The following is a 19,313-nucleotide window of genomic DNA, read 5'->3' on the forward strand; positions in this document are numbered from 1 at the left end:
GGCGCCGCGGGGTGCCGGTCGCGGCGGCGCGGGCGCTGGGGTGCGGTGGGGCGTCAGTCCTCGATGGCCAGCCACGCGTCCGCGGAGAACCGGGTGCGCGGGAAGAAGAGCAGCCAGCCGGCGAGCACGATGAAGCCGATGTCGCGGAGGATTTCCTCGAGGTACTTGGTCTGGTCGGGGGCGATCGGGCCGCCCCCGCCGAAGCAGCCGCAGTCGATCGCGAGGCCGCGGGCCCAGGCCTGCGAGATGCCGGCGATGAAGACGAGGAGCAGCAGGGCGGAGATGCCGGCCACGATGCGGGTGCCGAGGCCGATGACGAGGAGCGCGGCGAGGCCCAGTTCGAGGTAGGGCAGGGCGTAGCCGATGGGCTCGACGAGGCTTTCCGGGAGGACGTCGTAGGCCCGGACGGCCTGGGCGGCCTGGGCCGGGTTGGTCGCCTTCTCCCAGCCCGCGAACGCCCAGACGGCGGCGAGGCCGAGGCGTGCCGCGAGGCCGATCCAGGGGATCGCGCGGCGGAAGGCGGTAGGGCCTGTGGAGCGGTCCACGGCGACGGCCGCATTCATGGGTTAGACCTCCGGCACGGATGGGTGGGGTGCCCTTGTTTAACCGTTTCGGAGGGCCCGAGGTTCCTCGTACGGAGTAACTCGTTGAGGTCAGTTGAGGTCAAACAGTGACGGGCGGCCGCTGCCGTGAAGGCAACAACCGCCCGCCATGATGCCATCTATGGAGCTATGTCCGAAATAAAGAGCCGTTCGAGAACCCCGGCCGCCGGGGTCAGCGTCCGGCGCGGACCCCCTGCGCGAGTTCGGCGGCCAGAGCGCGGACCGCGTCCAGGCCGGCTTCTTCGCTGGGGGCGTCGAGCAGGGCGCGGACGAAGGCCGAGCCGACGATGACACCGTCGGCGTAGCCGGCGATCTCCGCGGCCTGGGCGGCGTTGGAGACGCCGAGGCCGACGCACACCGGAAGGTCGGTGGTCTTCTTGGTGCGCGCCACCAGTTCGGCGGCCTTGTCGCCCACCTGGGTGCGGGTGCCGGTGATGCCCATCGTGGATGCCGCGTAGACGAAGCCGCCGGCGGCGTCGGTGGTGAGCTGGATCCGCGCGTCGGTCGACGACGGGGCGACCAGGAAGATCCGGTCCAGGCCGTGCTTGTCGGTGGCCGCGATCCAGTCGGCGGCCTCGTCCGGAATCAGATCGGGGGTGATGACGCCGGAGCCGCCCGCGGCGGCGAGTTCGGCGGCGAACCGCTCGACGCCGTAGCGCTCGACCGGGTTCCAGTACGTCATGCACAGGGCCGCGGCCCCGGTCTCGGCGACGGCGCGCACGTTGTCGATGACGTGGTGGGTGTTGGTGCCGTGCGCGAGGGCGTGCTCGACGGCGCGCTGGATGACCGGGCCGTCCATCTGGGGGTCGGAGTAGGGCAGGCCGATCTCGATGATGTCGCAGCCCCCCTCGACCATGGCGCGGGCGGCCGCGGCGGAGCCCTCGTTGCTGGGGTAGCCGGCGGGCAGGTAGCCGACGAGGGCGGCGCGGTTCTCGGCCTTGGCGGCGGCGAGGACCTCGGTCAGGCGGGTCACTGCTGGTCCTCCTCGCGGACGTCGGCGTCGAACAGTTCGAAGTAGCGCGCGGCGGTGTGCATGTCCTTGTCGCCGCGGCCGGACAGGCTGACCAGGATGGTCGCGTCCGGGCCGAGTTCCTTGCCGAGCTTGAGGGCGCCGGCCAGGGCGTGCGCGGATTCGATCGCCGGGATGATGCCCTCGGTGCGGCACAGCAGCCGGAAGGCTTCCATGGCTTCGTCGTCGTTGATCGGCCGGTATTCGGCGCGGCCGGTGTCGTGCAGCCAGGCGTGCTCGGGGCCGACGGCCGGGTAGTCCAGGCCGGCGGAGATCGAGTGGCTCTCCTGGGTCTGGCCGTACTCGTCCTGGAGGAGGTAGGTGCGGGCGCCGTGCAGGACGCCGATCGCGCCGCCGGTGATCGAGGAGGCGTGCCGCCCGGTCTCGACGCCGTCGCCGCCCGCTTCGAAGCCGTAGAGCTTGACGCCCTCGTCGGGGATGAAGGCGTGGAAGATGCCGATGGCGTTGGAGCCGCCGCCGACGCACGCCGCGACCGCGTCGGGCAGCTTGCCGGTGAGGTCGAGGACCTGCTGCCGGGCTTCGACGCCGACGATGCGCACGAAGTCGCGGACCATCGCCGGGAACGGGTGCGGTCCGGCGGCGGTGCCGAGCAGGTAGTGGGTGTCGTCGACGTTGGCGACCCAGTCGCGGAGCGCCTCGTTGATGGCGTCCTTGAGGGTGCGCGAGCCGATCGAGACCGGGATGACCTCGGCGCCGAGGACGCGCATGCGGGCGACGTTGAGGGCCTGCCGTTGGGTGTCGGCCTCGCCCATGTAGACGACGCATTCGAGGCCGAGGAGCGCGCAGGCGGTGGCGGTCGCCACGCCGTGCTGGCCCGCGCCGGTCTCGGCGATGACCCGGGTCTTGCCCATGCGCTTGGTGAGCAGCGCCTGGCCCAGCACGTTGTTGATCTTGTGCGAGCCGGTGTGGTTGAGGTCTTCGCGCTTGAGGATGATGCGGGCGCCGCCGGCGTGCTCGGCGAAGCGCGGGGCCTCGGTGATGATGCTGGGGCGGCCCGCGTAGTCCTTGAGAAGGCCGGTGAACTCGGCCTGGAACTCGGGGTCGGTCTTGGCCTTCTCGTACGCGGCGTTCAGTTCGTCGAGCGCGGCGATGAGCGCCTCGGGCAGGAACCGCCCGCCGAAGACGCCGAAGTGGCCGGACGGGTCCGGCTGTGCAGCTTGGGACATGGTGACGATCCTCTGGGATCTTTGGTGGTCTCTGTGGAAATGACGCGGCCGGCGGTCCGGCCTGTCGGGCAGGCCGGGCCGCTGCGGACGGCTACTGACGCAAGGTCAGTAGCGGCGCCATCGCCGTCCCTGGACCTGGCCGGGCTCGCACCCGATGACGAACCGGACCCGGCGGCCGAGCACGCGGCGCGCGGGGGCGCGGCAGCCGCGCGGCTTGGCGCCGCGGGCGAAGCGCCCGACCAGGTCCCGGCAGTTCACGGCGTCCTCCGGTTCAGCGCCCGTGGCGCAGCGCCGGGTGGGCGCCCGCGGCGACGAGGTCGGCGACGCTGCTGCGCGGGTCGCGGCCGGTGACGAGGGATTCGCCGACCAGGACCGCGTCGGCGCCGGAGTTGGCGTAGGCGATCAGGTCGTGCGGTCCGCGCACGCCGGATTCGGCGATGCGCACGACGGTGTCGGGGATCATCGGGGCGATCCGCGCGAAGTTCGACCGGTCGACCTCGAGGGTCTTCAGGTTGCGCGCGTTGACGCCGATGATCTGGGCGCCGGCTTCGAGGGCGCGCTCGGTCTCTTCCTCGTCGTGGACCTCGATGAGCGGCGTGAGGCCGATCGTCTTGGCGCGTTCGATGAGCGAGACCAGGGCGTTCTGGTCGAGGGCGGCGACGATCAGCAGGGCCAGGTCGGCGCCGTGCGCGCGGGCTTCCCACAGCTGGTAGCTGGTGACCATGAAGTCCTTGCGCAGGACCGGGATGTCCACCTTGGCGCGGACCGCGTCGAGGTCGGCGAGCGAGCCGCCGAAGCGGCGCTCCTCGGTGAGGACGCTGATGATCGCGGCGCCGCCCGCCTCGTAGTCGGCGGCGAGCCCGGCCGGGTCGGCGATCGCGGCGAGCGCGCCCTTGGACGGGCTGGAGCGCTTGACCTCCGCGATGACCGAGACACCGCCGGTGCGCAGAGCGGCGAGCGCGTCCTTGGGCGGTGGCGCCGCCGCCGCCAAGTCCTTGATTTCATCAAGGGATACGCGGGCCTGTCGCTCGGCGAGGTCGGCGTTCACACCGTCGATGATCTCGTCGAGCACGCTCACTCTTCGCATCCCCTCGTCACTGGCGGCGGGCCGGGAACACGTTGTGACTGGTCGGACCGGGCATCCCCCGGACCAGGCCATCCACAACGCTCCGCGTCGCCCGATGGTTCCGGCCCTTCGATGGTATCGGCCCGCCGGAGCGCCCGGCGTCCCGTGTCCCGTCGAACAGGTGGGGGCAGCATACGGCGTCTCGGAAAGCCGCCGCGCCACAGGTCCACGGAACGGGCAAACCGCCGCTCAGGGGGCGAGGAACGCGCCGAACGGCAGGTTCCGTACCACCGCAAAGAGGATGATCCCGGCGACCAGGGCGCGGACCAGCCGCGGATCGGCAATGGTGGTGCGGGGCAACCCGCGTACCGTGCGCACCGCCCAGCGCAGCCACACCACCGCCACCACGGGCAGCATCGCCACCGCGAACGCGTTGAACCCCAGCGCCGCGGGGATGTCGGCGTGCGCGAGCGCGTGGACGCAGCGCAGGCCGCCGCAGCCCGGGCAGTACAGCCCGGTGAAGCGCAGCAGCGGGCACACCGGGTAGTGCCCGGGCCGGTTCGGGTCGACGAGCCCGACGTAGGTCGTGGCGGCGGCGAGCCCGGCGAGCGAGACGACGGGCGCGAGCAGGCGGACGGGGAGGCTGCGGGGCGGCGGGGGGACGTACGGATACGCGCCCCAGCCGGCGGCCACCGGCGGCCCCACGGGGACCTTGCGCCAAGGCCGCGGACGCGGCGGCGGGGCCTGCCGGACGGCCCGGGCGGGCAAGCGTGCCGCGTCCGCCGTGTTGTGCGTGTCTTCCGGCACGGTCGCCGCCCCGCCTTTCCGATCGTCCGCGGCAGCCGGGCCCGCGTCGGCCGCGGCCGGGTCCGGCCCGCACCGCCGCGGCGTCCGCTTCGCCGCCTACAGGTCCCCCAGGGTTTCCTTCCACCCCAGGACGAAAACCCCCAGCATCCACGTGGTCCAGAAGATCACGCCGAGCAGGACCGCGCCGATCGTCCAGTTCCGGGCGCGGAGCGACGCGTCGCGGGCACCCGCCTGATCGCCTTGCAGCCAGCGTTCGTTGACCGACGTCGCGGCGTAGAGCGCGGGGATGCCGGCCAGGAAGCAGCAGAAGACGGTGGCGAGGATCGCCGGGACGAGGTAGTTGTCCGGCGGGGCCGGCACGGGGACGTACGGGTTCGGCGCGCGGCCCGGATAGCCGAACGGCGACGGGGCGGCCCCGTACGGGCGTGTGGGCCCGCCGTAGGGCGTCGTCGGGGCGCCGAACGGCGTGGTCGGCGGGCCCCCGTACCCGGGGGCCGCATGCGGCGCGGTGGGCTGTGACAGTCCCCCCGGCGCACCGGTCGGCGGATTGCCTGGTGGATTGCCCGGCAGGTTGCCTGGTGGATTGCCCTGCGGCGCCGCGGGCTTGGCCCACGGAGACGGCTCGTCGGGCGGCGGCTGTCCTTCGCTCACGCGCCCACCCCGCACCGTCGCGGCGGGCACGGGAACGCCGCCGCGCCCCCGTCCGCGAACCCCCCGCGGCCTCGGCGTGGCGCTCCCCCGCCGCCGATCCGCTCGCTGCGCTGCCTCATGCGCACACCTTATGGCCTGGTCGTGCGCCCGGTCCGGGCGCGGACGGACGGCGTGGACAATGGGCCGGTACACGCAAGCCCGTTCGTCAGGAGATCTCCCCCGTTGGCCGCTTCATCCGAGCTGCACGCCGACTGCTCCCGCTGTTTCGCGCTGTGCTGCGTGGCCTTGCCGTTCGCCAAGTCCGCCGACTTCGCGGCGGACAAGCCCGCGGGCAAGCCGTGCGGCAACCTCCGCGCCGACTACCGCTGCGGCATCCACGCCGACCTGCGCACGAAGGGCTTCTCCGGCTGCACCGTCTTCGACTGCTTCGGAGCCGGCCAGAAGGTGTCGCAGGTGACGTTCGGCGGGCGCGACTGGCGGCAGGACGCGGGCACCGCGCGGGCGATGTCCGCGGCGTTCCCGGTCATGCGCCAACTGCACGAACTGCTCTGGTACCTGGACGAAGCACAGGGCCTCGCGGGCGCCGAGCCGCTGCGCGGCGCGCTGCGGAAGGGCTACGCGGACGTGGACCGGCTGACCCGGCAGGACCCGGCCGCGCTGGCCGGCACCGACGTCGCCGAGGTACGCGGCACGGTCAATCCGCTGCTGCTGGAAGCAAGTGAGCTGGCCCGGGCGCGGGTGCCCGGCAAGAAGCGCAGCCACCGCGGCGCGGACCTGATCGGCGCGAAGCTGCGCAATGCCAAGCTGCGCGGGGCGAACCTGCGGGGCGCGTGCCTGATCGCCGCCGACCTTGCGGGTGCGGATCTGCGGGAGGCGGACCTGATCGGCGCGGACCTGCGCGACGCGGCGCTCGGCGGCGCGGACCTCACCGGGGCGATCTTCGTGACGCAGTCCCAGCTCGACGCGGCCCGCGGCGACGCGAAGACCCGCCTGCCGCACGGCCTTTCCCGGCCCGCGCACTGGAACGCCTGACGCGGGCAACGGGCGTCGGCACGCAGGCGCCGCCCGCGGACACCCGGGCACGCCGAAGCCCCGGAGCACGCCGCTCCGGGGCCGGGCGAAGTTCGGGTCCGGCACGGCCCGCCGGAAGCGGCGGGCGCCGGTGGCGTCAGCGGCGCGCGGGAGCGGTGCCGAGGCCTGCCATGCGCATGGCCTGTCCGGCGACGCAGCCCACGAGGACGACGGCCAGACCGGCGAAGAACAGCCACGGCGTGGCGGCGATGACACCCACGCCGGAGACGGTCGAGCCGATCAGCGCAAGTATCGTGAGGGTCCAGGCGGCGGGAGTGTTGCCGTGGTGGGCGCCCTGCGACATCGTTGCTCCTTGGTTCACATCTGCAGTGACGGGCCGCATGGCGGGCCCGAAGGTTCCATTGTCCGGCATGCTCGGAGTGCCTCTGCGGCCGGGGTGGTCACACGGTGTTCCGGGCCGGTGTCAGGGCCGTGTCAGGGCCGGGGGTCCTCGCCCGTGGGGTCTTCGCCGCGGTCGAGCGCGTTCCACAGATCGGCGGACATACGGGGGCGCTTGGCGGCCGCGCGGCCCGTCCCGGGCGTCGCGCCGGGGGCTTCGTAGCGGCTGGACATGCCGGGCCAGCGGCGCCCGCGGACCATCACGGCGACGCCCGCGAGCAGGATCAGCAGCCCGCCGAGGAACGTCGCCCACGGCCACGCGGTGTGCGTGACGTCGATCGCCTTCACGCCTTCGACGGCGGCCTTCGACGCGGCCGCCGCGTTCACCGCGGACGTGTCCGACGCCCCGGCCACGGCGATCGCCGCGACCCCCGCGCCCGCGGCGGCGAGCACCAGGCCCACCAGGACCCGCCACACGCCGCGGGTGGCGAGCACGGCGACGAAGCCGGCCAGGGCCACCAGGCCGAGCGCGGTCGGCGCCTTGCTGACCGCCGAACCGGTCGCCTCGATCGCGAAGAGCGAGCCGTGCGCGGGCGCCTTGCCGCGCGCCCACACGCGCCCGGCGAGCGAGAGCACCACCGCGGCGCCGACCAGGAGCAGCACCAGCGCCGCGCTCATCTCCCGGCGGCCCGGGTTCTTGGCCGACCCGGGCGCGGCGACCTCGGCGGCCTCCGCGACGGGTTCGGTCGCCACCGAACCCGCGGCGCCGGCCGTGCCGTTCGCCGTCGGGTCCGCCGCGGTCTCGTCCGCGCTCATCCTGCCGCCTCCAACGTGGCCGCCTTGGCGACCGCGCGCAGCACCGCGGCGGCCTTGTTGCGGCATTCGGTGTCTTCCCCGAGCGGATCGGAATCGGCGACCACGCCGGCGCCGGCCTGCACGTACGCGACGCCGTCGCGGATCAGTGCGGTGCGGATGGCGATCGCGGTGTCGAGGTCGCCCGCGAAGTCGACGTAGCCGACGCAGCCGCCGTAGAGCCCGCGGCGGGTCGGCTCGTACTCCTCGATGATCTCCATCGCGCGCGGCTTGGGCGCCCCGGACAGGGTGCCCGCCGGGAAGCACGCGGCCAGCACGTCGAGGGCCGTGCGGTCGTCGGCGAGTTCGCCGACGACCGTGGAGACGATGTGCATGACGTGGCTGTAGCGCTCGATGGACATGAAGTCCACGACCTCGACGCTGCCCGGCGCGCACACCCGGCCCAGGTCGTTGCGGCCCAGGTCGACGAGCATGAGGTGCTCGGCGCGTTCCTTCGGGTCGGCGAGGAGTTCGGCGGCGAGGTCGGCGTCTTCCTCGGGTCCCGCGCCGCGCGGCCGGGTGCCGGCGATCGGGTGCAGCATCGCGCGGCCGCCGGTGACCTTGACGAGTGCTTCGGGGCTGGAGCCGACGATGTCGAAGCCGCCCTCGGCGCCGCCGTCCGGGCCGGGCAGCCGGAACAGGTACATGTACGGGCTCGGGTTGGTGGTGCGCAGCACGCGGTACACGTCGAGTGCGCTTGCCGCGGTGGGCATTTCGAAGCGCTGCGAGAGGACGATCTGGAAGGCTTCGCCGGCCCGGATCTCTTCCTTCGCGGCCTCGACGGCCTTGCGGTATTCGGGGCCGCCCCACGGGCTTGTCCACTGCGGTTCGTCGCCGCCGCGCACGTACGACGCGGTGCCGTCGGCGGGCCGGGCGAGGTCGGCGGTCATCGCGTCGAGGCGGGCGACGGCGTCGCGGTAGGCCTCGTCGACGCCGGCCGGGAGGCCGTTCCAGTTGATCGCGTTGGCGATGAGCAGCACGGTGCCGTCGGCGTGGTCGAGGACCGCGAGGTCGGTGGCGAGCAGCATCATCAGCTCGGGCACCCGCAGGTCGTCGCGCGCGAGGTCGGGGAGGCGCTCGAGGCGGCGGACGACGTCGTAGCCGAGGTAGCCGACCATGCCGCCGTGCAGCGGCGGGAGGTCGGGCAGGCCGGGGATCTCGTGCGGGGTGTGCAGGGCTTCGACGGTGGCGCGGAGCACGTCGAGCGGGTCGCCTTCGCGGGGGATGCCGGCGGGCGGGTCGCCGAGCCAGCGGGCGGCGCCTTCGTGCTCGGTGAGGGTGGCGGCGCTGCGGACGCCGACGAAGGAGTAGCGCGACCAGGTGCGGCCGTTCTCCGCGGATTCCAGCAGGAAGGTGCCGGGGCGTTCGGCGGCGAGCTTGCGGTAGAGGCCGACGGGGGTGTCGCCGTCCGCGAGGAACCGCCGGGTGACGGGGATGACCCGCAGGTCGCGCGCGAGGTCGCGGAACGCGGCGAGGTCGGGGGTGACGGTTCCGGTGGTCATGGGTTCGCGGGCTCCCGGGGTGGGCGGCGGGGCGGTGGGCGGGGCGGTCCGGCCGGCGCGCGCGGCTGGGCGCGGGCGGCCGGGGGTCACGACGTGACGGTGAGGGCGCCCGCGTCGAAGCAGGTGCGGTCGCCGGTGTGGCAGGCGGCGCCGGCCTGGTCGACCTTGACGAGGACCGCGTCGCCGTCGCAGTCGAGGGCCACGGAGACGACCTTCTGGGTGTGGCCGGACGTGTCGCCCTTGACCCAGTACTCGCGGCGGCTGCGGCTCCAGTAGGTGCAGCGCCCGGTGGTGAGGGTGAGATGCAGGGCTTCGTCGTCCATCCAGCCGACCATGAGGACTTCGCCGGTGTCGTACTGCTGCGCGACGGCGGCGAAAAGTCCGTTCTCGTCCCGCTTGAGGCGGGCGGCGATCGACGGGTCGAGCCGCGTCGGCCGGACGGGACGGCCGGGGTCGGGGGAAGGGGCGCCTGTCATATCCGCATTCTCGCAGACCTGCTATCGCACACCGGCCGCGCCGTCGACGTGGTCACTGTTACGGCACGGGCACGTACTGGTTGTCAAGGCGTGACACCCATGCGTGCGAGACCTTCACCCCATCGGGCAAGCTTTGCGCATGACGATGCCTCCACCGCCGGGCCAGGGAGGCTTCCCGCCTGGCTACGGACAGCAGCCCAATCCGGGCTATTCGAGCAATCCCGCTTACCCCGGGGGCTATTCGGCCGGACCCGGTGGACCGCCGCCGGGCGGCTACCCCGGCGGCGGTCCGCAGTACCCGAGCGGTCCGCCCGGAGGCGGGCCCCAGTACCCGGGCAACTACGGGGGCGGCTACGGCCCCGGCGGCCCGACCGGGCCCGGCGGGTTCCCCGGCCCGCCCGGACCGCCGAACGGCGGCGGCCGCGGCCCGCTGATGTTCGCCGTGATCGGCGGCCTGGTGGTCGTCGGCGGCGTGATCATCGCCCTGGTGTTCCTCCTCGGCGGCGGTGACGACAAGAAGGACAAGGCGGACAGCACCGGTTCGCCGACGCCGACGTCGACCGGCACGTCGACGAAGTCGCCCACCGCGACGCCGACGGCCACGCCGACGGCGACCCGGACGACATCCCGCCCGACCACGGCGCCGCCGTCGCCCACGTCGACCGACGAGCGCCAGACCGTGGACAACACCCCGCTCTCCGAGGGCGACTGCATCAACTTCAACGAGATCACCGGCCGCATCACCAAGGTCTCGTGCACCACCCCGCACGACAAGCAGGTCTTCAAGAACTTCAACGCGACCGGCACCTCGTTCCCCAGCACGTCGGAGATCGAGGACCAGATCGAGGCCGCGTGCTACCCGACGTACCAGTCGATCCTCAGCAAGGAGTCGGCCAGCTCGAGTTCGCTGACGATCTACTACCGTCAGCCGGCACAGGACAGCTGGTCGCTGGGCAACCGCCAGGTCAACTGCATGGTGCAGTACACGGACGGGACCAAGCTGACGAAGAAGCTCGGCTGACGGACCGCGCAGCCGGCCGCCGCGGCGCCCGGTGCCCGGCCGCAGCAAACGACAACCAGGGCACGCACCGCGGGTGCGGGGCCCGGCGAATCGAGGTGGGGGCGTGAGCACTCCGCAATACCCCGGAGGCGGGTGGCCGCCGGGCCAGCCGCAGGGCGGCGCGGGCAACCCGTACGGGAGCGGAGGCCCGTACGGCGGGGGCTACCAGGGCAATCCCGGCGGCGGCACATACCCGGGCTACTCCGGCGGAGCCGGCTCCCCGGGCTACCCGGGGGCGCCGGGCGGACCCACATATCCCGGTGCGCCGGGCGGACCGGGCTACCCGGGCGGGCCTCCCGGCTATCCGCCGCAGCCGCCGCCCGGCGGCGGCAGCGGCAAGGTCGTGGCATGGATCGTGGTCGGGGCGCTGGTGGTGGCCGGCATCGTGATCGGCGTGGTGTTCAGCCTCGGCGGCAAGGACGACAAGAACAACGACGCGTCGTCCAGCGGTTCGCCGTCGGCGTCGTCGTCCGCGACGACCGGCCGGCCGACGCCCACCCGGACGCGCACCACCGCGCCGCCGACGACGGATTCGCCGGACCCGACCACCGCGGCACCGACGTACACGACGACCGCGACCGCGCCGAACGACACCGTCCACAAGATCACCTTGTCGCCCGGCGACTGCGTGGTCTTCCCGCCGGGGACGTCGGACGTCGACAAGGTCTCGTGCTACACGTCGCACGACGCGGAGCACGTCGCCAACCTGAAGATGCCGGACGGGTCCTGGCCGGGCGACACGCAGGCCGAGAAGCAGGCCGGCGACCTGTGCGACGACGCGATCGCCCCGGTCGTCGCCAAGCAGTCGAACGGCGACCGCATGGTGGCGGACTTCATCTACCCGTCGTCCCGCAGCTGGCAGACCGGCGACCGCGAGGTCCAGTGCATGGTCCGCCTCAGCGGCGGCCAGAAGCTGACGGCCCCGCTGAAGAAGTAGCACGCACAAACGCAGCTGGGGGCGGACACGCCAAGCGTGTCCGCCCCCAGCTGCGTTCCGGAGCGGGCTTGCCCGCGCCTGAAATCCCCGGCTGCCCGGCCCCTCAGTCTTCCTTCACGGGCTTCTGCTGGGCCGTCCACGAGGCGTGCAGGCGCGTGTAGACGCCGTCGGCGCCGACCAGACCGGTGTGGGGGCCGCGTTCGACCAGGCGGCCCTGGTCGAAGACCAGGATCTCGTCGGCGGATTCCGCCGTGGACATGCGGTGTGCGATGAACACCGCGGTGCGTCCCCGGGTCAGGCCGTCCAACGCGCGCTGGATGCGGACTTCGGTGGCCGGGTCGACCGCGGAGGTGGCCTCGTCGAGGACGAGCAGGTCCGGGTCGGCGACGTAGGCACGGGCCAGCGCGACGAGTTGGCGCTCGCCCGCGGACAAGGACTCGCCGCGCTGCCCGACCGGGGTGTCGATGCCGAGCGGCAGGCCGTCGAGCCAGTCGGCGAGGCCGAGGTCGGCGAACGCGCCCGCGACGACCGCGTCGTCGGCGTCCGGACGGCCGTAGCGCACGTTGTCGCGGATCGTCGCGTCGAACAGGAAACCGTCCTGCGGCACCATCACCACGCGGGCCCGCAGCGACGCGAACCGCACGTCGGTGAGCGGGATCCCGTCCAGCAGCACCCGCCCCTCGTCCGGGTCCACGATGCGGGTGAGCAGCTTGGCGAACGTGGTCTTGCCCGAGCCCGTCTCGCCGACCACCGCGACCCGGGTCCGGGCGGCGAGCGTCACGTCGACGTCGTGCAGCACGCGCGGCCCTTCCGGGTACGCGTAGGCGACGGAGTCGAACCGCACCTCGACCGGGCCGCGCGGCAGTTCCGCCCCCTGCTCCCCCGGGTCGGCGATGTCCGGCTCGGCGTCCAGGATCTCCAGCACCCGCCGCCAGCCCGCGAGGGCGTTCTGCGCCTCGTTGAGCACCTCGACGGCGAACTGCACCGGCGTCACGAACAGCGTGACGAGGAACAGGAACGCCACCAGCTCGCCCAGCGTCAGCTGCCCGTCGACACCCAGCAGCACGCCGACCACCACGACGAGCGCGTTCGCCAGGCCCACCGCGACCTCGCCCATCGGGAAGGTGAGCGCGACCAGCGTCTGCGCCCGGGTCTGCGCCTTGCGGTGCCCGTCGATCGCCTCGTCGATGCGCTTCGCGGTGCGGTCCTCGATGCCGTGCGCGCGCACCACGGACGCCCCCACGACCGGTTCGGAGATCGCCCCGAGCATCCGCCCGGCGTGCACGCGGACCGCGTCGGCGGCGGCGCCCACGCGCTTCTGGAACGCCTTGAGGCTGACGAACAGCGGCCAGAAGCACACCCACACGATGAGCGTGAGCTGCCACGAGTACGCCAGCATCAGCGCGCTGACCACGGCCATCTGCGCGACGTTGACGATCAGCATCAGCCCGCCCTGCTGGATGAACCGGGTGATGGTGTCGACGTCGCCGGTGACGCGCGAGACGAGCGAGCCGCGGCGTTCGGACTGCTGGTGCAGCGTCGAAAGGTCGTGCACGTGGCGGAAGGCGCGGACGCGCAGGGTGGCGAGGCCGCGTTCGCTGGCGTTGTAGACGCGCACGTTCATCGCGTACGAGCACAGCGCCGTGACGATCACGGCGAGCGCCGAGCCGGCGACCATCCAGCGCACCAGCGCCAAGTCCGGTCCGCCGTCGCCGCGCAGGCCGTTGTCGATCGTCTGCTGGACGGCGAGGGGCACGACGATGCGCCCGACGGTGGCGAGCGCGGCCAGCACCAGGGTGACGGCCAGCCCCTGGGTGAACTCCGGGGACAGGTCGAGGCCGCGGCGCAGGACCGCCCAGCCCGACGGGCGGGGCGGGGCGGCAGCCGCCGGGTCCTCGGTGTCGCGCGGCGGGGCCGCGGTGGCGGTGGTCATGCGGGGACCTCCTCGTCGCGGGTCTCCGCGGCCGTTGTCGGGTCGGGGCTCTCCGGTCCGGTGCCCGCGGCCTGGTCGCGTTCCCGTGCGGCGCGTTCGTAGGCGTTGACGAGGCGCCGGTAGCCGACCGACGCGTCGAGGAGTTCGCGGTGCGTGCCGCGGGCCTGGATGCGGCCGTCTTCGAGGAAGACGACTTCGTCGGCCAGCGCGATGGTGGCCTTGCGGTAGGCGACGACCACGACGGTCGACGGCCCGGCGTCGTCCCGGAGTCCGGCGAGGATGGCGGCTTCGACGCGCGGGTCGACGGCGGAGGTGGCGTCGTCCATGACGAGCAGCCGGGGCTTGCGGACCAGCGCGCGGGCGAGCGCGATGCGCTGGCGCTGGCCGCCGGACAGCGACGTGCCGCGCTCGCCGACCTTGGTGTCGAGGCCGTGCGGCAGCCGGTCGACGAACTCCTCGGCCTGCGCGGTGCGCAGCGCGGCGCGGACCGCGTCGTCGTCGACGTCGAGGCCGAGGGTGATGTTGTCGCGGACCGTGTCGTCGAAGAGGAACGCCTGCTGCGGGACGAGCGCGGCGGTCGCGGCGATGCCGCCGTGCCGGTAGTCGCGCAGGTCGACGCCGTCCAGCAGGACGGCGCCGGAGCCGGGGTCGACGAGCCGGACGAGCAGTGACGCGAGGGTGGACTTGCCGGAGCCGGTGGGGCCGACGACGGCGACGGTGCGGCCGGGGGCGACGTCGAAGGTGACGTCGGTGAGGACGTCGGCGCCGTCGAGGTAGCCGAACCGCACGGTGCGCGCTTCGAGTCCGGCCGGCCCGGACTTGCCGGCCGCGGTGTCGCCGTATACGGATTCGCCGTCGGCGTCGAGGACGTGCTCCACGCGTTCGAAGCCGACGACGGCGCGCGGCATGTCGCCGAGCAGCCAGCCGATCGCCCGGACCGGGAAGGCGAGGAGGGTGAAGAGGTAGGCGATCTGCACGAGTTCGCCGGCTTCCAGGTCGCCGTGCGAGATGCGGATGCTGCCCGCGAGGAGCACGAGCAGCACGCCGAGGCTGGGCAGCGCTTCGAGGAGCGGGTCGAACAGGGCGCGGACCCGGCCGACGGCGATGTTGGCGTCGGCGAGTTCGGTGGAGGCGGCGGCGAACCGGGCGGCTTCCTCGTCTTCGCGGCCGAGGGTCTTGACGACGAGGGCGCCGTCGAAGCTCTCGTGGGCGATGGCGCTGACGTCGGCGCGCAGTTCCTGGGCACGCATCGCGAGGGGGCCTTGGCGGCGCTGGTAGACGACGTTCAGCACGAAGATCGCCGGGAAGATCACGAACCCGACGAGGGCGAGCGCCCAGTCGGTGGCGACCATGGCGGCCGCGGCGAGCAGCAGCATGACGACGACGCCGGTGGCCATGGGCAGCGGCGCGATCGGGTACCACGCGGCCTCGACGTCGGCGTTGGCGTTCGACAGCAGCGCGCCGGTCGGGTGCTTGTGGTGCCAGGCGAGCGGCAGTCGCAGGTACTGCCGGGTGACCCGGCGGCGGTAGGTGGCCTGGAGCCGGTACTGCATGATGCCGGCCCACAGCCGTCGCCCGACGATGCCGAGGGCCTTGAGGATCGCGATGCCGAAGACCACGAGGAACGCCCCGGTCAACGCGCCCGTGCTGGTGTCCCCGTCGTGGAACGCGGGGACGACGACGTGGTCGGTGACGCGGCCGATGACGAGCGCCGAGCCGACGGTGGTGGCGCCGTACAGGGCGCTGGCGCCGACGGCGGCCGCGAACACGCGCGGCTCCTCGCGGATCGCGATGCCGAGGATCCGCATTCCGCGGCCGAGGACATCCCTGTCGGTCTTCGTCACGCGATCCCTCTCGATCCGGCTGCCATCCCCGCTCGCTTTCCCTGTCCCGCTGTCCTGGTGTGCCGTGCCCGGGTGCGCACGTTCCGGTGTCCCGCGCCTCCGCACGGCCCCGGGGCCGGCGCCGCCGCCGGGCGCGCGGCAAGGCCGGCGCCGACGACGCCGGCCCGGGGCAGTGCAGGACATCCTGCTGTGCACAAGCGCGGCGGCCCGGAGCGCATTCCCGGCGCCCGCCTCCACGCCCCCCACGCGGCGCGGATCCCGGTGCGGACTTTGCCGGACCGCGGGTGCAACCTAGGCCGAGGCCGGTGCGTGGTGTCAACAGGCACGGCCGCGGGGCGGGTCCCCGGCCGGCCCGCCGATCCCGCAGCACCCTCGGCACCACGGTCCGAACCACCACGTTTTCCGCGCAGGCCGCGGCCTGCGCGGCGGCATGCCCGGGCCCGCGCCCGGGCCGGACGGCCGAGAACGGATACGAGAGCGAGCATCACGTGGGACTCACCAGCAGGACGTTCCTGGTGGCGTTGAGCGTCTTGGCGATCGCGCTGATCGTCGCGCTCGTGTGGCTTTGGCCCAAGCTCGCGGGCCGCGGCTGGAAGCCGGTGCTGGGCCGAATAGGCGCACTGCTGCTCACCCAGGCCGTGCTGGTGGGGCTGCTGGCCGCGATGGGCAACCGGTACTTCCTCTTCTACACGTCCTGGGACGATCTGATGGGCAAGACCGGCAAGCCGAAGCTGCACAACGGGCCCGGCGGCCCGGAGGCGCCGATCCAGGCGATCAAGCTCAAGGACACCGAGCGGGTCGACATCGCCAACGGCGGCAACCCGCCGACCGCCGGGCAGATCGTCGGCATCGACGTGACCGGCCGGCGCAGCGGCCTGGACACGTCCGGCTACGTCTACCTGCCGCCGCAGTACTTCCAGCCGCAGTTCAAGGACCGCCAGTTCCCGGTGGTCGTCACGCTCACCGGCTACCCGGGCGACGCCCGCAACCTGATCACCCGGCTCCAGGTGCCGCGCCTCGCCGCCGAGGAGATCACCGCGGGCCGCGTGCAGCCGACGATCTACGTCATGCTGCGCCCGTCCCAGACGCCGGGCCGGGACACCGAGTGCACGGACGTGCCGGGCGGTCCGCAGTCCGGCATGTTCTTCACCCAGGACCTGCCCGAGGCGATCCGCGCCACGTTCCGCGCCGCGCCCGGCGCGAAGGCCTGGGGCATGATGGGCGATTCGACGGGCGGCTACTGCGCGCTGAAGCTCGCCATGCTCAACTCGGACCGGATCGCCGCGGGTGCGTCCCTGTCCGGTGACTACGGCGCCCCGCAGGACGGCGACACGGGCGACCTGTACGGCGGCAGCAAGGAGTACCGCAACTCCCAGGACCTGATCTGGCGCCTGAAGAACCTGCCCCCGGCGCCCGTCAGCCTGATGCTGACGACCAGCCTGGACGAGTCGAACTACGGCGCGACCCAGGAGTTCCTCAAGCTCGTCAAGTCGCCGACGAAGGCCGACCAGCTGGTGCTGCCCACCGGCGGGCACAACTTCAAGACGTGGGTGGCGCTGCTGCCGGACGTCATGCGGTGGATGAGCACGCACCAGGAAGTCCCGGGTGCTCCCGGCGGACCGGGCGGCGCCCCGGGCGGACCGGGGGGCGCGGGGGGACCGGGTGCGCCCGGCACGCCCGCGGGGGCGGGGAACGTGCCGGCCACGGCGCCCAAGCCCTGACACCCGCGCCGCGCCGCGTCACACCGGGCGCTCCCCGCCCGGTGTGACGCGCGGCACGTGCCTTGACCGGGCGGCGTCGCCCGGCCACGATGCGCGCATGCCTTCCTACGCCCGTACGGAGCGTGCCGCGCTCGCCGATCTCCTCGACCGGGTCGGCCCCGACGCCCCCACCCTGTGCGCGGGGTGGACCACGCGCGACCTGGCCGCGCACCTGGTGATCCGCGAGCGCCGCCCGGACTCGGGGCTCGGACTCGTCCTCAAGCCGTTCGCCGGACACACCGAACGTGTGCTGAAGGCCCGGGCCGCGCGCCCCTACGAGGAGACCGTGGACCTCGTGCGCAACGGCCCCGGCCGCCTGTCGTTCTTCGGCATCCCCGGCGTGGACGCCGCGGCCAACACCATGGAGTACTTCGTCCACCTCGAGGACGTGCGCCGCGCGCAGCCCGACTTCACCGCGCGCGAACTGGAGCCCGGCCTCACCGAGTTCCTGTGGAAGCGGGTCCGCGGCGGGGCGAAGCTCATGCTGCGCAAGGTGCCGGTCGGGGTGTCCCTGTTGCGCACCGACACCTCGGGCGAGGCCGAGCCGGTCCGGGTCCGCAAGGGCGAGCCGGTCGTGACCATCGCCGGACCGCCCGGGGAACTCCTGCTGTTCGTGTACGGCCGCAAGGACCAGGCCCTGGTCACGGTCGACGGCGACGCGGACGCGGTTCGGAAGCTGCGGGAGACGCCGACGGGCATCTGACCGTGGTGCGGCCCGGACCCGGCGCTGTCCCGCCGGGCCCGGGCGCGGATCCCCCGCGTCCGCCCCGCGGTCGCGTCCGCGGGGCGCGGGAGTTCACGTGGCCTGGCGCGTGACCGCGTCGGCCGTTTCCGGGCGCGGCAGTTCGGCGCGGCGCACGGGTGCCGACAGGAAGCCGGCCAGGACCGCAAGGCCGCTGATCGCCGCGCCGGCCCCGAACACCGCAGCGGATCCGGCCGCGTCGGCCAGCAGGCCGGCGGGCGCGTACGTCAGCGGGACGAGACCGACCGCGCCGAGCATCTGCAGGGACACGACGCGGCCCAGCATGCGGGTGTCCGTGTACGTCTGGAGCATCGCCGAATAGACCCCGCCCCACAGGCCTGAGCCGAGGCCCAGCACGAACGCCCCCAGGGCGGCGAGCGGCAGGGTGGGGCCGTAGCCGATGAGCGCCAACCCGCCCGCGCCGACCGCACCGGCGGCGAGGGCGACCCGGCCCGCGTGCGGCAGATGCCCGCGGACCGACAGGACGAGCCCCGTGGCAACCGCCCCCGCGCCCCACGTCCCCACGAGGGTGCCGAGACCTCCCGGGCCCCAGCCGCGCTCGTCGGACAGCAGCACGACACCGATGTTCATCGGCGCGGAGAAGCCGAGTTCGGCCAGGATGCAGACCGCGATGATGCCGCGGACGACGGGCACCGAACGGACGTAGCGCAGGCCCGCGCGGACACCTTGGTGCTCGGCCGATGGTTCCGCCGGCGGTTCGGCCTCGACGGCCGAGGTCTCCGGCGCTTCGCTCGCGGCTCGGCACGGTGCCGTGTTGCGCGCCACGATCTCCGGGTGCAGCGGCCGCACTTGCAGCAGCAGGACCAGCGACACCAGGAACAGCCCGCCCGACGTCGCGAACGCCGCGCCGACCCCGCCCTGGGCGAGCACGAACCCGCCCACCGGCGCCCCCGCGATGGCCGCCGCCCGCTGGGCGAGACTGCGCAGCCCCTGCACCCGGGCGAACTGGTCGCGGGTGGTGAGCGTCGCCGGCAGCGCCCCCACCGCGGGCATGAACAGCGCGTCGACGGCACCGAACAGCAGCGCCACCGCGGCCAGCAGCGCGATGCCCGGCGACGCGGACACGACGAGCGCGGCGGCCGCGACCATCACGGCACAGCGCACGAAGTCGCTGCCGATGACGATGCGCCGCGCCCCGAACCGGTCGGCGATCGCGCCGCCACTGAGCATCAGCGCCGCGCGCGGCAGCGTGCCCAGGGTCAGTACGAGACCCGCGGCCCCGGAGCCGCCGGTCTGCACGGCGCTCCAGGACAGCGCCAGGAACCACACCTGGTCGCCGACCAGGGACGCGGTGAACGCCCACAGCCAGCGGTGGACGGCGGCTCCCGGCCCGCGGCGGGGCTTGGCCTCGGCCGGGGAGAGCGCGGCCCCGGCGGTGTCCGGGCCGGAGACGGACGGGGTCGGTGCGGTGGTGCGTCGTGAGCGGTGCACGGTCACCTCGCAGGCGGCGGGTC

At 73.7% G+C, this 19,313-nt stretch carries 19 protein-coding genes; 5 read left to right on the plus strand and 14 right to left on the minus strand.

Features of this window, described 5'->3' with window-relative positions; all coding sequences use genetic code 11:
• Positions 1–53 precede the first annotated feature (53 nt).
• The 7 genes from ABEA93_RS07175 to ABEA93_RS07205 all read right to left on the minus strand — a co-directional run bounded on the left by ABEA93_RS07175 (position 54) and on the right by ABEA93_RS07205 (position 5,322).
• The gene (locus ABEA93_RS07175; protein ID WP_345674457.1) at positions 54–563 is read right to left on the minus strand and encodes a MauE/DoxX family redox-associated membrane protein; all 510 of its coding nucleotides are present in this window, start codon (positions 561–563) and stop codon (positions 54–56) included.
• Between the two features lie 211 nt (positions 564–774).
• Positions 775–1,575, minus strand: coding sequence for a tryptophan synthase subunit alpha (gene trpA, locus ABEA93_RS07180; protein ID WP_345674458.1), 801 nt, complete (start codon positions 1,573–1,575; stop codon positions 775–777).
• Entirely contained in the window at positions 1,572–2,798 is a 1,227-nt protein-coding gene (gene trpB, locus ABEA93_RS07185; RefSeq protein ID WP_345674459.1) for a tryptophan synthase subunit beta, read from the minus strand. Before trpB ends, trpA begins: the two co-directional genes overlap by 4 nt.
• 105 nt (positions 2,799–2,903) lie before the next feature.
• The gene (trpM, locus tag ABEA93_RS07190) at positions 2,904–3,056 is read right to left on the minus strand and encodes a tryptophan biosynthesis modulator TrpM (protein ID WP_345674460.1); all 153 of its coding nucleotides are present in this window, start codon (positions 3,054–3,056) and stop codon (positions 2,904–2,906) included.
• Between the two features lie 13 nt (positions 3,057–3,069).
• Positions 3,070–3,876: an indole-3-glycerol phosphate synthase TrpC gene (gene trpC / locus ABEA93_RS07195; protein WP_345674461.1), complete on the minus strand. Its 807-nt coding sequence runs from the start codon at positions 3,874–3,876 to the stop codon at positions 3,070–3,072.
• 237 nt (positions 3,877–4,113) lie between these two features.
• Positions 4,114–4,671, minus strand: a complete 558-nt coding sequence (locus tag ABEA93_RS07200; RefSeq protein WP_345674462.1) for a DUF2752 domain-containing protein — start codon at positions 4,669–4,671, stop codon at positions 4,114–4,116.
• Between the two features lie 96 nt (positions 4,672–4,767).
• Entirely contained in the window at positions 4,768–5,322 is a 555-nt protein-coding gene (locus ABEA93_RS07205; RefSeq protein WP_345674463.1) for a CD225/dispanin family protein, read from the minus strand.
• Positions 5,323–5,439: 117 nt separating this feature from the next.
• Between ABEA93_RS07205 and ABEA93_RS07210 the strand changes: the two genes are divergently transcribed.
• Positions 5,440–6,354, plus strand: coding sequence for a pentapeptide repeat-containing protein (locus tag ABEA93_RS07210; RefSeq protein ID WP_425584856.1), 915 nt, complete (start codon positions 5,440–5,442; stop codon positions 6,352–6,354).
• 136 nt (positions 6,355–6,490) lie between these two features.
• On the opposite strand, the gene ABEA93_RS07215 is transcribed toward ABEA93_RS07210, so the two are convergent.
• The 4 genes from ABEA93_RS07215 to hisI all read right to left on the minus strand — a co-directional run bounded on the left by ABEA93_RS07215 (position 6,491) and on the right by hisI (position 9,562).
• On the minus strand, positions 6,491–6,697 hold the full coding sequence (locus ABEA93_RS07215; RefSeq protein ID WP_345674465.1) for an HGxxPAAW family protein: 207 nt from the start codon (positions 6,695–6,697) through the stop codon (positions 6,491–6,493).
• A 131-nt stretch (positions 6,698–6,828) separates the two neighbouring features.
• Positions 6,829–7,548, minus strand: coding sequence for a TIGR02234 family membrane protein (locus ABEA93_RS07220; protein ID WP_345674466.1), 720 nt, complete (start codon positions 7,546–7,548; stop codon positions 6,829–6,831).
• The gene (locus ABEA93_RS07225; protein ID WP_345674467.1) at positions 7,545–9,086 is read right to left on the minus strand and encodes an anthranilate synthase component I; all 1,542 of its coding nucleotides are present in this window, start codon (positions 9,084–9,086) and stop codon (positions 7,545–7,547) included. The genes ABEA93_RS07220 and ABEA93_RS07225 overlap by 4 nt, the downstream gene beginning before the upstream one ends.
• Before the next feature lie 86 nt (positions 9,087–9,172).
• Positions 9,173–9,562, minus strand: coding sequence for a phosphoribosyl-AMP cyclohydrolase (gene hisI / locus ABEA93_RS07230; protein WP_345674468.1), 390 nt, complete (start codon positions 9,560–9,562; stop codon positions 9,173–9,175).
• 139 nt (positions 9,563–9,701) lie between these two features.
• Here hisI and ABEA93_RS07235 point away from each other — a divergent pair, with 139 nt between their 5' ends.
• Both ABEA93_RS07235 and ABEA93_RS07240 read left to right on the plus strand, forming a co-directional pair.
• Positions 9,702–10,583, plus strand: coding sequence for a septum formation family protein (locus tag ABEA93_RS07235; protein WP_345674469.1), 882 nt, complete (start codon positions 9,702–9,704; stop codon positions 10,581–10,583).
• Positions 10,584–10,686: 103 nt separating this feature from the next.
• Positions 10,687–11,559, plus strand: coding sequence for a septum formation family protein (locus ABEA93_RS07240; protein WP_345674470.1), 873 nt, complete (start codon positions 10,687–10,689; stop codon positions 11,557–11,559).
• Between the two features lie 103 nt (positions 11,560–11,662).
• On the opposite strand, the gene ABEA93_RS07245 is transcribed toward ABEA93_RS07240, so the two are convergent.
• Entirely contained in the window at positions 11,663–13,492 is a 1,830-nt protein-coding gene (locus ABEA93_RS07245; protein WP_345674471.1) for an ABC transporter ATP-binding protein, read from the minus strand.
• Entirely contained in the window at positions 13,489–15,336 is a 1,848-nt protein-coding gene (locus ABEA93_RS07250) for an ABC transporter ATP-binding protein (RefSeq protein ID WP_345674472.1), read from the minus strand. The genes ABEA93_RS07245 and ABEA93_RS07250 overlap by 4 nt, the downstream gene beginning before the upstream one ends.
• A 488-nt stretch (positions 15,337–15,824) precedes the next feature.
• Here ABEA93_RS07250 and ABEA93_RS07255 point away from each other — a divergent pair, with 488 nt between their 5' ends.
• The gene (locus ABEA93_RS07255; RefSeq protein WP_345674473.1) at positions 15,825–17,057 is read left to right on the plus strand and encodes an alpha/beta hydrolase; all 1,233 of its coding nucleotides are present in this window, start codon (positions 15,825–15,827) and stop codon (positions 17,055–17,057) included.
• 97 nt (positions 17,058–17,154) lie between these two features.
• Entirely contained in the window at positions 17,155–17,799 is a 645-nt protein-coding gene (locus ABEA93_RS07260; protein WP_345674474.1) for a TIGR03085 family metal-binding protein, read from the plus strand.
• A gap of 93 nt (positions 17,800–17,892) precedes the next feature.
• Here the strand turns inward: ABEA93_RS07260 and ABEA93_RS07265 are convergent, their stop codons facing one another.
• The gene (locus ABEA93_RS07265; protein WP_345674475.1) at positions 17,893–19,290 is read right to left on the minus strand and encodes an MFS transporter; all 1,398 of its coding nucleotides are present in this window, start codon (positions 19,288–19,290) and stop codon (positions 17,893–17,895) included.
• Between the last annotated feature and the right edge of the window lie 23 nt (positions 19,291–19,313).

Origin of the sequence: Yinghuangia aomiensis, from assembly GCF_039542225.1 — a bacterium.
In the GTDB taxonomy this organism is placed as follows: Bacteria; Actinomycetota; Actinomycetes; order Streptomycetales; family Streptomycetaceae; genus Yinghuangia; species Yinghuangia aomiensis.

Bases quoted from the DNA above. Each gene is read 5' to 3' on its own strand.
- ABEA93_RS07175 (WP_345674457.1), bottom strand. From the start codon at position 563: ATGAATGCGGCCGTCGCCGTGGACCGCTCCACAGGCCCTACCGCCTTC.
- ABEA93_RS07260 (WP_345674474.1), top strand. From the start codon at position 17,155: ATGCCTTCCTACGCCCGTACGGAGCGTGCCGCGCTCGCCGATCTCCTC.
- ABEA93_RS07215 (WP_345674465.1), bottom strand. From the start codon at position 6,697: ATGTCGCAGGGCGCCCACCACGGCAACACTCCCGCCGCCTGGACCCTC.
- ABEA93_RS07210 (WP_425584856.1), top strand. From the start codon at position 5,440: ATGCGCACACCTTATGGCCTGGTCGTGCGCCCGGTCCGGGCGCGGACG.
- hisI (WP_345674468.1), bottom strand. From the start codon at position 9,562: ATGACAGGCGCCCCTTCCCCCGACCCCGGCCGTCCCGTCCGGCCGACG.
- ABEA93_RS07220 (WP_345674466.1), bottom strand. From the start codon at position 7,548: ATGAGCGCGGACGAGACCGCGGCGGACCCGACGGCGAACGGCACGGCC.
- ABEA93_RS07245 (WP_345674471.1), bottom strand. From the start codon at position 13,492: ATGACCACCGCCACCGCGGCCCCGCCGCGCGACACCGAGGACCCGGCG.
- ABEA93_RS07225 (WP_345674467.1), bottom strand. From the start codon at position 9,086: ATGACCACCGGAACCGTCACCCCCGACCTCGCCGCGTTCCGCGACCTC.
- ABEA93_RS07235 (WP_345674469.1), top strand. From the start codon at position 9,702: ATGACGATGCCTCCACCGCCGGGCCAGGGAGGCTTCCCGCCTGGCTAC.
- trpB (WP_345674459.1), bottom strand. From the start codon at position 2,798: ATGTCCCAAGCTGCACAGCCGGACCCGTCCGGCCACTTCGGCGTCTTC.